Raw genomic sequence first — 12,651 nt, 5'->3', positions numbered from 1 at the left:
AGCCGGGCATCGCGGCGCTGGCCGCCGGGAGCGTCAGCCCGATCGCGACCGTCGTGCTGGTGGCGGTGACGCTGTTCGGCGCACAGCCGGTGTCAGGATGCCGGGCAGCCTTGGTGGATCTTGACTGATTCGTAGTACTTCTTCGCCTCGAGATGTAGGGGTACCAGGCAGTAGGCGGGATTGGTCCCTACCGTCTGGCGGCTTGTTAGGAAGTGCCGGCCTGCGTCGTCGGGCCACAGTGCGCGTTCGAAGACGGCGCGCTGGTTGGTGAGGGCCTGGGCGGTGTAGCAGACCAGGTCGGGGTCTGTGGCCTCGGTCGCGACGATGCCGTTGGGTATGGCGACGGTGGAGGCTGGTTCGATGCCGGGGTAGTCCTGGGGCCCGATGGTCTGGTTGCCGTAGATCTGCCCGCGGGCGAAGCTGTTCCCTGCCTTGGACCGGTAGAAGTTGTCCCATTCGGTCTCCATGGCCCGCTGGTAGCCGGCGAGGGGGAGCAGGCGCAGGCCTACTCCTTCTGTTGCTTCCCGGTAGATTTCGTCGGTGGGTGCTCCGCCCGACCACAGCACCGCGTCGACGTGCCCGGCGCGCAGTGCTGCTAGGCCGTTGACCAGCGTCATCGGCTCAGGTGTGGCAGGCGTGAGGGAACAGGCAGAGGGCTGTGGGCCGGCGGCGAGCTGAATCTGGCGGAAGAGAACCTGCCCGATCTGGAAGGTTCCGGAGTCCGGGAGTCCGGTGGCGACGCGTGTTCCGGAGCAGAGCTGGTCTGCGGTAGTGATGTCGGAGCCTTGGCGTAGGACGAGTTGCAGCAGGTCGAACCATAGCGGTCCGACCGAACGCAACTCGTCTATCGGGGAACCGGCGAACTGCGACACAGCGTAGCGGGCGTCGACCGCTGTTGTGAGCTGGACGATCGACAGGCTGCAGCGTGCGTTGGGGTCGCGCAGGGTGTTCAGGTTGTGGGCGCTGCCGATCGTCGTTACGACGTTCACCTTCGTGCCGGGATAGGCCGTGCGGAGGAGACCGGCCAGCGCCTCGCCGTACTTGTTGTAGGGGCTGTCCGGCTGACCAGTCATGATCGAGACACTGTCGCATTGGCCTATCGCAGCAATTTTCGGCCCGGATGGTGGGGCGGGGTCGGGATCGCCTCCCGGCCAGGGCGGCCACGTCGTCACCACAACCACGACCACGACGGCAAGGGTCCGCCGCGGGTGGGCACGAACCCAGTGCCAGACACCCCGCCAAGCGTGAATGACAATAGTGGAGCGGCCACTGTGTGATGGGTCCACAGGCGGAACCGGGCCAGGCCAGGGAGGCTTAGGGAAGGGCGGCGCCTTGCTTGGTTTTTCCCTGCCCTTGCGCAGGGAGTTGATCTTCTTGGTGAGGCGGGTGGTGGCGGCAGGCTCGTCGAGGCCGAACAGGTCCAACGAGACGATCTGGCGGAGCGGATGCGGATCAGGCAGAGGGCAGTTGGTGATCTTGACGGGTATCAGCCTGCTGGCGAAGCCCAGCGGGTCGGCGGCGTGGACGGCGCGCCATTCCGTCTGGACGCGGTCGGAGGTCAGGTAGGCCTCGGAGAGCACGGCGATGGTGCGCGCGGCCTCGGTGACGCCTTGCTGGATGCGGAAAGCCCAGATCGAGCCAGGGATGGAGTCCCAGGCCTGGATCAGTACCCGGTAGCCGGCCGCCTCCAGCTGCCAGGCGACCCACTCCGCCCACTGCTGATCGGCCGCGGTGTAGGAGACGAAGAAGTCCGTCTTCGCCGGCCCCCCGCGGTGTCGTCGTCCGAGGGTTGGATCCCCGTATCCACGCCCATGCCCTACAGCATGCCATCCGGTCACGAACCGCTATAGACCCGCCGTCCCGGATGTGAGTCGAACGCGCGACTCCGCCAGCCTCGGTCCTCAAGGAACGCGGGGAGTGCCGTCCTCGCCCGGATAGCATTTCTTGCCGACTTAAGAAAGGGGCGCTCGGTGGTGATCGACAGCATGAACGCCGAACCGGATGTGGATCCGGTCGATCTGACTGTCGAGGTGGCCGAACCGGACGCGGAGCTGGCCGCGGAACGCGAGCACCTCCGGCGCAGCCGGCGGGCGCTGGCGGGGATGCGGGCCGAGATCGAGGGAACGGAGATCGCCGCGGGCGACGCGGTCGTGGACAAGGTGACGAACGCCTACCTGAAGCTGGCGAAGCAACGGCGGCTCGCCAGCTTCACCGAGCAGGAGGATTCGACGCCGCTGTTCTTCGCCCGGGTCGACTACGGGCCCGACGCGCCCCGGGTCCCCGGCCAGCGCTTCTACCTCGGGCGGCGGCACGTGCGCGAGGCTGCCGGGGACGATCCGCTGGTCGTCGACTGGCGCACCGAGGTCGCCCGGCCGTTCTACCGGGCGCATCCGGGCGACCCGATGGGGCTCACGGTCCGACGCAGGTTCGGCTACGACGGGGCGGAGCTCACCGCGTTCGAGGACGAACCGCTCGTCCCCCGCCGCCCGGCAGCGGGAAAGCCGGCGGCGGGAAAGCCGAAAGGCAGCGGGAGAGGCGACCGGGCCGGCCGGCGGCCTGCTGGACCGGGAGATCGAGCGGCCTCGCACCGGGCCGATGCGTGACATCATCGCGACGATCCAACCCGAGCAGGACGAGATCGTCCGGGCGGATCTTGCCGTGAGCGTGTGCGTCCAGGGCGCCCCGGGGACGGGCAAGACCGCCGTGGGGCTGCACCGGGCCGCCTATCTGCTCTACGCCCACCGCGAGCAGCTGCGGCGCTCCGGGGTACTCGTCGTCGGCCCCAACCGCGCCTTCCTCGGCTACATCGCCGCGGTGCTGCCCTCCCTCGGGGAGTTCACGGTGCGGCACAGCACCCTCGACGACGTGGTGGGCGCGGTCGCCGTGCGTGGCACGGACCCCGACGACGTGGCCGCGCTCAAGGGCGACGTCCGGGTGGCGACGGTGATCCGTCGGGCGTTGCACGGGGCGATCCGCCTGCCCACCCGGCCGGTCTCCGTGGACACCCGGGTCGGCCGGTGGACGGTCGGCGCCGACGAGTTCGCGGACTTGGCCGCCGACCTGATTGCGCAGCTGCGGGCGGGCGCGTTGCGCTACGGCACCGCCCGGGCACGCCTGGCCGGCCGGATCGCCGAGTCTGTCCGCCGCCGGGCCGAGGCGAGCGGACACTTCTTCACCGACGGGGCACTGCGCACCCTCGCCCGCGGCCGGGCCGTCCGCGAGGCCGTCGAGGCGGTCTGGCCGCGGGCCGACGCGCCGGGCCTGGTGCACCGCCTGCTCACCGACCCGGCGTTCCTGGCGTCGGCGGCCAGCGGGGTGCTCACCGGCGACGAACAGCGCCTGCTGCTGACCGGCGCACCGCGAGGCGGGGCCCGGACGGCGTGCTGGTCGCTCGCCGACGCGTTCTGCATCGATGAGGCCCGGGACCTCATCGAGAGCGAACCGGGCTTCGGGCACGTGATCATCGATGAGGCGCAGGACCTCTCCGCGATGCAGTGCCGCGCGCTCGGCCGCCGCTGCGCGGACGGCTCCGCCACCGTCCTCGGGGACATCGCCCAGGGCACCACCGGCTGGGCCGCGACCTCGTGGCCGACGTTGCTGGCCCATCTCGGCAAACCCACGGCGCACCTGGAGGTGCTGACCCGAGGCTACCGGGTGCCCGCGGAGATCCTCGACTTCGCGAACCGGCTCCTGCGCCACATCGCCCCGGATCTGCGCCCGGCGATCTCGGCGCGGACCACGCGCGGCGCGTTGACGACGGCCCCGACCACCCCGGAGGGGCTCACCGCCGCGGTGGTCGACCACACCCGCCGGACCCTGCCCCACCCCGGCTCGCTGGCGATCATCATGGCCGACCGGGAGGTGGCGGCACTCGCGGCGGCGCTGGACGCCGCGCGGCTGCCGATCGTCCCGCTCGACGGGGACACCCCACCCGGGCGGGCCTGCCTCGTGCCCGCCTCGCTCGCCAAGGGACTGGAGTTCGACCATGTCATCGTGGTGGAACCCGCCGCGATCGTGGCGGGTGAGGCGCGGCCGTTGCAGGGGTTGCGCCGGCTCTACGTCGTCCTCACCCGCGCCGTGAGCGCCCTCACCATCGTGCACGCCGACGTGCTGCCCGCACAGCTGCGGTGAGCGACCTTGCGGGCCCGATCCGGGTGGTTGCCGTGTCGCCACCGGACGAGTGGGAGAAACTGTCGATGTGGCAGATGAAGGGAATGTTCTCGGTGGGGAACTGGAGCCCTGCGGCACCGACCCGGTGACCGGCTTCTACCGCGACGGGTGCTGCAGCACCGGTCCGGAGGACCTCGGCAGCCATACCGTGTGCGCGGTGGTCACCACCGAGTTCCTACGGCACCAGCGGCAGGTCGGCAACGACCTGTCGACGCCCCGACCCGAGTATTCCTTCCCCGGCCTGCGCCCGGGTGACCGCTGGTGCGTGGTCGCGGTGCGGTGGCTGCAGGCCTACGAGGCGGGGGCCGCCGCGCCTGTCGTGCTGGCCTCGACGCACGAACGCGCCCTGGAGATCATCCCGTTGGAGGCGCTGCACGCCCACGCCGTCGACGTGCCCGCCGACCCACGATCGCTCGGCTGACCTCGGCCGGCCCCGTCGGTCGCCGGCCCCGCCCGTCGATGACCTCGGGTTCGAGGCCCACGGTGAGCCAGTCGGCGTAGGACAGGCCGGTGATCTCCTCGAGGCGGGCGATGTCGTCGACGAAATACGGCAGCACGGCGCGGCGCTGCTCGGGGGTGAGCTTCGGGCGCCCGCCCTTCTGCCGCTGCAACGCGGTGAGCAGCGGACCGCGGAAGGTCCTGCGCACGGGAACCGGGAAGTGATGCCCGATCCGCCCGCCGGTGCGCAGCGCCGCGCGCAGCACGCTGTTCACGGGGGTGTCCGCGACGAACGGCGTGACGTTCTCGGCGGGCACCAGGTCCACCAGACCCGTCTCGACGCCGAGGAACTCGCAGACCCGGTCCAGCGTGGCGGCGGGGGAGTCGCGCAGGTCCCGGTAGCGCAGCAGCAGGACTTGGTCGCGGGAGAACAGGGTGAACAGATGGCTGAGCTGCTCCCCGTACAGGCCTAGGGAGACGTAGTGCCAGAACTGGGCCCAGCCGGCGTCCCGGCGCTCACGCTCCAGGGCACAGGCCTGGACGAAGTCACGTTCCGGCTCCAGCCCCGCCGCCCACAGATGGGTCCAGTTCGAATGCGCGCGGTCGACCGGGTTGCGCAGCATGACGATGATCCGCGCCTTCGGCAGGAACCGCCTGACCCGGTTCTGGGCGTCCAGGTCGTAGAGGTAGAACGGAGTAGCCTCGCCCTTGAGCGTCCCCGCCGGAGCGGCATCGAACAGCGCCTCGTAGTCGGCCCGCCGCCACACGTGCTCCTGGTACGTCTGGGCGTCACCGGGGCCGCCCCGGGCCGGCGGCGGCCCCTGTGACAGGAAGAACTTCGGCTCCTTCGCCGACGGGAGGAACAGCGCCGGGTGCCGGACGAGTGCCGCGTGCAGCGCCGTCGTTCCGGCTTTCGGCACGCCGATCACGAGGAAGTCGGGAAGGGCCATATGACGGGCGCTCCTGGACGACTGGGGTCGATGAGCGACTGGGGTCGGCCGTAGGCAGCCCCGGGGCCGGGGTACGCACCTCGCATATTCCAGTAATCCGACCGGGGACCTCAAGATGGTAGCGGTCAGGGCGGGACGGCGTGAACGGAACGGAACGTTCGTCATCCTTACCCCGCCGGTAGGGTTGCTGCGTGGTAATGAGCAAACAGCACCTGGTGGCGACGACCGTACCGCTCCCCGGACTGAGGCCTGCCGTGACCGTGGTCGCGCCGCCCGGTGACGGCCCGGGGTACTGGGCCGGCGCGCCGTGCGCCATTACGGTGGATAGCGTATTCTATCTGGCCTATCGGCTGCGCCGTCCCATCGGGATCGGCCGGGGTTTCGGCGTCGTCATCGCCCGCTCCACCGACGGGGAGAGCTTCACCGAGATCGCCGTCGTGCCCCGGGACCCGTTCGGCGCCGAGAGCCTGGAGCGGCCCGCTCTGGTGGTGACCCCGCAGGGATCATGGCGGCTCTATGTGAGCTGCGCGGCTCCGGGCAGCCCGCACTGGTGGGTGGACCTGCTGGAGGCCGACGACCCCGCGGCGTTCGACCCGGCCCGCCGCCGCACCGTCCTGCCCGGAGATCCGGCCAGCCTCGCCGTCAAGGACCCGGTCGTGGTCCATTACGGCGGGCAGTGGCATCTGTGGGCCTCCTGCCACCTGCTCGACGACCCGCTGGCGACGGACCGGATGGACAGCCGCCACGCCACGAGCCCGGACGGCATGACCTGGACCTGGACCGGAACGGCGCTGGCGCCCCGGCCCGGCTGCTGGGACGCCCGCGGCGTGCGGATCAGTTCCGTGCTCACGGGCGGCTCCCAGCCGGTCGCCCTGTACGACGGTCGGGCCACCGCGGCGGAGAACTGGGCGGAACGCACCGGCCTCGCCGTCGGGGTGACCGTCGACCGGTTCCACGCGGTCGGCACCGAGCCGGTCGCGGTCTGTCCGGACGGGGACGGCGCCCTGCGCTACGTCAGCGTGGTCGAGCTCCCGGACGGCGGCCGGCGGCTGTACTACGAGGCCTCCCGGCCGGACGGCAGCCACGAGCTGCGCACGGAGCTGCACCCGGCCCCCTGAGCTGCCCCCGGTGTCCTGAACGCCGTCGTTTTCCCTGGTTGGCGGCGTCTTGGCGGGGGTGCTGCCGGCCTTAGGGAGGGGCCGCGTCCAGGGAGAGGCACGGCGGTGCTCGCGCGACGAGGGCGCGCTCTGCCCGCGGGTTCGGGTCAGGCGATGGCCGTTCGGATGGGTTCGCGGTCAGTCAGGCCCACGCCGCCGCGCGGAGCATCGGTCTCCCCCTTTATCTGACGGAAGATCGAGTCGTTGTCCCAGTACGCGCGCTCGGCGATGATTTTGTCCGGTTCCTGGTCACTGAAGATGTAAAGCACAACGCCTTCAAAATGAACCGGACGACCCTGAGGGGCGATGCCGGCGAACTCGCCCTGATGTGTCCCTGCCAGGGTCACCTCTCGCCAGGAGTAGCCGGGGAGGTCGTATTCTCCGGTGACAGTGACGATGAAGTCCGGTAGGGCAAGAGCGAGCGTTTCGTAGAACTCCTGAACGCCGTTGATTCCTTCGTAGCGGGCATTTAGCGGGACGACGTCGTAGAAGGCGCGCTTATCGCGCAGGAAGGTGTCGTAGACCTTCTCCCAATCCTTGGCATTCTCCTGGCGGATGTGCTCCTCGATTGTCGCGCGCTGCCAGGAGATACGCTCCTCGGTGGCAATAGTGGTCATGGTCGTTATTTCCTTGTCCTTCTCGTAGAAGGAGAATTCGTTGCGGATTCATCGTACAACAGGTTTGGGTGCGGAACAGTTCGGCTCTTCGAATTACGGTGCATGTCGTAATTAGGCGGGCACGCGTGGCGTGGAGTTCCGGGATGCGGCCAGCAGGGCCGGGTGGACCGGGACGCGGCGTTGCAGCATCCGCCATGCTGGAGCGGAACGTGCCGCCCGCACCGGTGATGATCGCGACCGTCAGGTCCCTGCGGCCCTTGCCGGTTTCTATCGTGGCGGTGACGCCAGGGCTCGGGGGCGCGCGTGCCCGCGGGTCCGCCCGGTCGGCGGGGGAGGTGGGGGCGGTGCGCGAGATCGCCGGTACCCTGCGCCGGTGGCGGGCGGCGGGCACCGCGTTCGCCGTGGCCACGGTCGTCGATGTCCGGGGCAGCGGGCCGCGCCAGCCGGGTGCGGCGATGGCCGTGGCTGCCGACGGCGAGGTCGTCGGCAGTGTGTCCGGCGGCTGCGTGGAGGGCGCCGTGTACGAGGTGGCCGCCGAGGTGGTCCGCACGGGGGCGCCGGCCTTCGAGACCTACGGGATCTGCGACGACGACGTGTTCGCCGCCCGGCTCACCTGCGGCGGCGTCATCGATCTCGTTGTTACGCCGCACCTGCCGCACCTGCCCGACGGGTCAGATCTGTCGCCCCCACCGGGCCAGCCGGACCTGGGGCCATCGCCGCTCGACGCGGTCCTTGCAGCGATCGCCGCCGACGAGCCGGTAGCCCTGCTGACCGTGGCCGGTGGCGAGCGGCTGGGCAGCCAGGTCGTAGTGTGGCCGGAACGGACCGCCGGTTCGTCGGGTGCGTCCGAGGTGTCCGAGGTGTCCGGGCTCGACGAGGCCGCGGTCGACGACGCCCGTGGCATGCTCGCGGCCGGGCTCAGCGGCCTGCGTCACTACGGTCTCCACGGGCAGGGGGGCCGCCACGGGCAGCGGCGACCCGACGCGGTACCGGTGTTCGTCCGTTCGTTCGCGCCCCCGCCGCGGATGCTGGTCCTCGGGGCGATCGACTACGCCGCCGCGGTGGTCCGCATCGGGCGTTTCCTCGGTTACCGGGTGACGGTGTGCGACGCGCGGCCGGTCTTCGCCACTCCTCGCCGGTTCCCCGACGCCCACGAGGTGGTATGCGAGCGACCGGCGGCGTTCCTCGCCCGCACCGAGGTCGACGCGCGCACGGTGATCTGCGTCCTCACCCACGACCCCAGATTCGACCTCCCGGTGCTGCGCGCGGCGCTGCGCTCCCCGGCCGGATATGTTGGGGCGATGGGGTCGCGGCGCACCCACGCCGACCGGCTGCGCTCACCCATCGGACTGGATCTGGGCGCGCGCACGCCCGAGGAGACGGCCGTCTCCATCGCCGCGGAAATCATCCAGAACCGGTGGCGTGGATGCGGCCGCCCGCAACGGGCGTCCGCATCCACGCCGAACCCGGCGAGGCCGCGGACGGGTGCACGGGAACAGCAAGATAATCAACGGTGTTGACGATCATCCGTATTCAAGATCATAAAAAAACGAGACAACTCTCCCAGCCCCAGTTCTCCAAATCCGACACCCCAAACATGATCGACGGGGCCGTGGCGGGAGCTGGCCGGAGGGGTGGCGTACGTGCGCATCGCGATGTCGCTGGGGTACAGCGGAGATTTCGAGGAGACCGTCTCGGGGCTCGCCGACTACGAGAAGGCCGGGCTCCAGGTCATCCAGGTCGCCGAGGCCTACAGCTTCGACGCGGTCAGCCAGCTGGGGTTCCTCGCCGCCCGGACCTCGCGCGTCGAGATCGCCTCGGGGATCATGCAGCTCTACACGCGCACCCCGAGCCTCATCGCGATGACCGCCGCGGGCCTCGACTTCGTCTCGCGCGGGCGGTTCACCCTCGGGATCGGCGCGTCGGGGCCGCAGGTCATCGAGGGTTTCCACGGTGTCCCCTACGATGCCCCGCTGGGCCGGACCCGCGAGACCATTGAGATCTGCCGGAAGGTCTGGCGCCGGGAGGTCCTCGAGTACCACGGCCGTCACTACGACATCCCGCTCGCCGCGGGGCGGGGGACCGGTCTCGGCAAGCCTTTGAAGATCATTAACCGGCCGGTGCGGGACCGGATCCCGATCGTGCTGGCCGCGCTCGGCCCGAAGAACGTCGAGCTCGCCGCCGAGCTCGCCGAGGGTTGGATGCCCGCCTTCTACCTGCCGGACAGCGCGGACGAGGTGTGGGGCGAGGCGGTGCGGGCCGGTACGGCCAGGCGGGACCCGGCGCTCGGCACCCTGGACGTCTGGGCCGGGGCCTCCCTGGCCGTCGGCAACGACGTCACCGCGCTGCGCGACACCGACCGGCCGCAGGTCGCGCTGTACCTGGGGGGCATGGGCGCGCGGGGCCGCAACTTCTACAACGACCTGGCCCACCGCTACGGCTACGCCGCGGAGGCGAAGCTCGTCCAGGACCTCTACCTCGCGGGCCGTAAGGGGGAAGCCGCCGCCGCGGTGCCGGCCGGCCTGCTGGAGAGGCTCTCCCTGATCGGGCCGCGCGGCTGGGTGGCCGAGCGGCTCGCCGTGTTCGCGGAGTCCGGGGTCACGACGCTCGCGGTCAATCCGGTGGCGCCGACACACCTGGAGCGGGTGCGTCTCATCGAGCAGATCCGCGAGCTCGCCGACGGCCTTTGATGGCTCTCCGCCTGAGGCGGGGGATTCCAAGATGACTTTTACGTCACGATAGGGTCATCGGCGTGGGCGGACCGCGGTGGGCGTATCGTGACGGCCCCGCCGTCACCGACGGTCTGACCAACGGTGACACGCGTGAGCAGATCGCGGCGGGTCCAGGGGTGGCGGATCTACCGGCGGCCGATCCGTACCCGTCCCGGTCCCGCGGCCGGATCAACGCGCTGTGGACGATCGTCGACCAGGTCGTGTCGAGTGGCACCAACGCGGCGATCAACTTCATCATCGCCCGCCGGGTCGACCCGACCGAGTTCGGTGCGTTCGCGATTGCCTACACGATCTTCGCGATCGTCGTCGGCCTGTCGCGCGCGGCTGCCACGGCGCCCCTGGGGATCAGCTACGCCGCCGCCGCCCCGGCCGCGTTCCGCGCCGCCGCTCGCGCCGCGTCCGGCCTGGCCCTGGTACTCGGTGCCGTCGTGGGCGCCGGCCTGATGGCGGTCGGTAGCGTCCTCGAGGGCGTGGTCGGGACGAACCTGATCGCGATGGGTGTGGTCATGCCGGCCCTGCTGGTGCAGGACGCCTGGCGCTACACGTCGTTCGCCCAGGGACGCCCCCTCCGCGCCGTCGTCAACGATCTCGTCTGGGCGGCCGGGATGGGCGTGGGCATCGTCCTGCTGGCCATTGGCGGGCCGGAGGCGGCCATCGGCGGGCGGGCCGCGGCCGGCGGCGCGCCGGTGATGGTCCTCGTCTGGGGTGCCGCCGCGGCGCTGGCCGCGGTGGTCGGCATCGGGCAGCATCGGGTCTGGCCCGCCCCGCGGCGGGCGCTCGCCTGGTTCGCTGGTCACCGCGAGACGACCGGCTTCATGACCGCCGAGTTCGTGACGGTCCAGGGGGCGCAGCAGACGTCGATTCTGATCATCGCCGGGATCGGCTCGCCAGCGCTCGTCGGTGCTCTGCGCGGTCTGCAGACCCTGCTCGCCCCCACGACGAACCTGGCCGTCGCGTTGATGAGCTTCGCGATCCCCGAGTTCGCCCGCCGCAGGGGCGCCCCGGCCCGTCGGATCATCCGCGCCGCCTACGCCGTGTCCGCGCTGGTGGTTGCCTCCAGCGTGCTGTGGACCCTCATCTTCCTGATCCTCCCCGACGATTTCGGGGCGGCCCTGCTCGGCGACACCTGGAGCCAGACCCGTGAACTCCTTCTCCTCGCGATGATCGCGCAGGCCGGGCCGGCGCTGTCGGTGGGACCGGTCGCCGTGCTCTACGCCTTCGGCCGGACCAGGCTCACCTTCTGGATCAATCTTTTCTTCACGCCCTTCCTGCTCGCCGGCCCGGTCACGGGCCTCCTCCTCGGCGGAGCCAAAGGGGTGATCATCGGTAACGTCATTGTGTTCTGGGCGACGATCCCGCCCTGGATCTACCAGCTCCACAAGCAGACCCGTGCCGTCGGCCGTGAGTGACCTCCCCGCCCGCGCGGATCCTCCGAGCCCGGGCGTGCTACCCGGCGGCGGACGAAGGTGTGGTCCCGGCCGGGGTCATTTCCCTGATCTTGGATCCGGCAAGCATGATGAGCGGGATCTGAGCTGCCGGACCGCACCGGGCCGGCCGTGTGAGGCCTTGGCCTTCCCCGGGAAGGTACGTCGCGGGATCGAGGAGGAGAGGAGGAGTGGCGACCTATCTGCTCGGCCTCGGTTCCGCGGTGTGTTTCGCGGTGGCCGCGGTGATCCAGCAGCGGGTTGCCTTCCGGGCGCCGCCCGATGACGTCCTGCGGCTGCGGCTGCTGCTGTGGTTGGTGCGGCAACCGTGGTGGGATGTCGGGGTCGCCGTCGCGGTGGTCGGCAGTGTGCTGGCCGCGGCGGCGCTGAGCCGGGGCGCGGTGGCCCTCGTCGAATCCCTGCAGATCTGCCAGCTACTGTTCGCCCTGCCGCTCGCCGCCCTGCTGGCGCAGCGGGCGGTGCCGCGCCGCGACTGGGCGGCGGCCGCGGCGACGGCCGGTGGCCTCGTGCTCTTCCTGATCGCCGGAGATCCGCACCCGGGCGATCCGGGGGCCGTCTCGACGTTCGGCTGGGTCCTCACCGGCGCGGTGGCCGGCGGGCTGGTGTGCGGTGCGGTGTGGGGGACGCGGCGGCTCACCGCTGCCCGGCGGGCCCCGATCCTGGCCACGGCCGTGGGCCTGCTGTCCGCGATACAGGCCGCCCTCACCAGCAGCATCGGTCACCTGCTGACCACCCGCGGGATCGATGCGGTCCTGGTGTCCTGGCAGCCCTGGTCGGTCGTGGCCACGGCGATTGTCGGTGCGTTGCTGCTGCAGAGCGCCTACGAGATGGCGCCGCTGCCGGCGTCGCTGCCCGCCGCGGTGAGCAGCGAGCCGCTGGCCGGGGTGGTGATCGGGGTGGCCCTGCTGGGCGGCGACCTGCGGCTGGCGCCCCTCGCGTTGGTCGGTGAGGTGCTCGGACTGGCCGTGATGGTCACGGGTGTCCGCACGTTGGCGACGTCTCCGCTGATCACCGGGCAGATGTCGCGGCTGGTGGCGAGGCAGGCCCAGGGGCGGCTGTCCCGGCTGGAGGAACAGGTGCACCATGACCTGGAGCGGCTGCGCGCCGACCTGCGCCGCAGCCGGCGGGCCGGCGTCCCGGGG

General features: G+C 71.1%; 11 protein-coding genes. 8 read left to right on the top strand and 3 right to left on the bottom strand.

What is annotated here, in order from left to right; all coding sequences use genetic code 11:
* Positions 1–92: 92 nt before the first annotated feature.
* A complete protein-coding gene (locus AC08OT_RS13945; RefSeq protein ID WP_476594086.1) occupies positions 93–1,838 on the bottom strand; it encodes a TAXI family TRAP transporter solute-binding subunit in 1,746 nt (581 codons plus the stop codon).
* A 132-nt stretch (positions 1,839–1,970) separates the two neighbouring features.
* Here AC08OT_RS13945 and AC08OT_RS13940 point away from each other — a divergent pair, with 132 nt between their 5' ends.
* The 3 genes from AC08OT_RS13940 to AC08OT_RS13930 all read left to right on the top strand — a co-directional run bounded on the left by AC08OT_RS13940 (position 1,971) and on the right by AC08OT_RS13930 (position 4,591).
* A complete protein-coding gene (locus tag AC08OT_RS13940; RefSeq protein WP_476594087.1) occupies positions 1,971–2,603 on the top strand; it encodes a hypothetical protein in 633 nt (210 codons plus the stop codon).
* On the top strand, positions 2,596–4,131 hold the full coding sequence (locus AC08OT_RS13935) for a HelD family protein (protein ID WP_476594088.1): 1,536 nt from the start codon (positions 2,596–2,598) through the stop codon (positions 4,129–4,131). The genes AC08OT_RS13940 and AC08OT_RS13935 overlap by 8 nt, the downstream gene beginning before the upstream one ends.
* Positions 4,132–4,198: 67 nt before the next feature.
* On the top strand, positions 4,199–4,591 hold the full coding sequence (locus tag AC08OT_RS13930; protein ID WP_476594089.1) for a DUF2237 family protein: 393 nt from the start codon (positions 4,199–4,201) through the stop codon (positions 4,589–4,591).
* On the opposite strand, the gene AC08OT_RS13925 is transcribed toward AC08OT_RS13930, so the two are convergent.
* On the bottom strand, positions 4,524–5,558 hold the full coding sequence (locus AC08OT_RS13925) for a sulfotransferase family protein (protein WP_476594090.1): 1,035 nt from the start codon (positions 5,556–5,558) through the stop codon (positions 4,524–4,526). The two genes, AC08OT_RS13930 and AC08OT_RS13925, sit on opposite strands and share 68 nt — an antisense overlap.
* 197 nt (positions 5,559–5,755) lie before the next feature.
* On the opposite strand from AC08OT_RS13925, the gene AC08OT_RS13920 reads away from it, so the two are divergent.
* Positions 5,756–6,676, top strand: a complete 921-nt coding sequence (locus AC08OT_RS13920) for a glycoside hydrolase family protein (protein ID WP_476594091.1) — start codon at positions 5,756–5,758, stop codon at positions 6,674–6,676.
* A 146-nt stretch (positions 6,677–6,822) separates the two neighbouring features.
* Here AC08OT_RS13920 and AC08OT_RS13915 read toward each other — a convergent pair whose 3' ends face one another.
* Positions 6,823–7,332 carry an ester cyclase gene (locus tag AC08OT_RS13915; protein ID WP_476594092.1) on the bottom strand — a complete coding sequence of 170 codons (510 nt, stop codon included), beginning with the start codon at positions 7,330–7,332 and terminating at the stop codon, positions 6,823–6,825.
* A 272-nt stretch (positions 7,333–7,604) separates the two neighbouring features.
* Between AC08OT_RS13915 and AC08OT_RS13910 the strand changes: the two genes are divergently transcribed.
* The 4 genes from AC08OT_RS13910 to AC08OT_RS13895 form a co-directional block, all read left to right on the top strand.
* Positions 7,605–8,852, top strand: coding sequence for an XdhC family protein (locus tag AC08OT_RS13910; protein ID WP_476602892.1), 1,248 nt, complete (start codon positions 7,605–7,607; stop codon positions 8,850–8,852).
* A gap of 123 nt (positions 8,853–8,975) precedes the next feature.
* Positions 8,976–10,022 (top strand): LLM class F420-dependent oxidoreductase, encoded by a 1,047-nt coding sequence (locus AC08OT_RS13905; protein ID WP_476594106.1) that lies wholly within the window; start codon positions 8,976–8,978, stop codon positions 10,020–10,022.
* A 62-nt stretch (positions 10,023–10,084) separates the two neighbouring features.
* Complete coding sequence (locus AC08OT_RS13900; protein WP_476594102.1) at positions 10,085–11,473, top strand: hypothetical protein; 1,389 nt, start codon at positions 10,085–10,087, stop codon at positions 11,471–11,473.
* Between the two features lie 206 nt (positions 11,474–11,679).
* Positions 11,680–12,651 (top strand): DMT family transporter (locus AC08OT_RS13895; protein WP_476602891.1); only part of this gene is annotated, 972 nt, incomplete at its 3' end.

The sequence above is a fragment of the Frankia sp. CgJB1 genome, assembly GCF_977947065.1.
The sequence above is the reverse complement of the archived record's forward strand: the minus strand, read 5'-3'. Positions and strand labels throughout refer to the sequence as shown.

Bases quoted from the DNA above. Each gene is read 5' to 3' on its own strand.
- AC08OT_RS13925 (WP_476594090.1), bottom strand. From the start codon at position 5,558: ATGGCCCTTCCCGACTTCCTCGTGATCGGCGTGCCGAAAGCCGGAACG.
- AC08OT_RS13920 (WP_476594091.1), top strand. From the start codon at position 5,756: ATGAGCAAACAGCACCTGGTGGCGACGACCGTACCGCTCCCCGGACTG.
- AC08OT_RS13935 (WP_476594088.1), top strand. From the start codon at position 2,596: ATGCGTGACATCATCGCGACGATCCAACCCGAGCAGGACGAGATCGTC.
- AC08OT_RS13915 (WP_476594092.1), bottom strand. From the start codon at position 7,332: ATGACCACTATTGCCACCGAGGAGCGTATCTCCTGGCAGCGCGCGACA.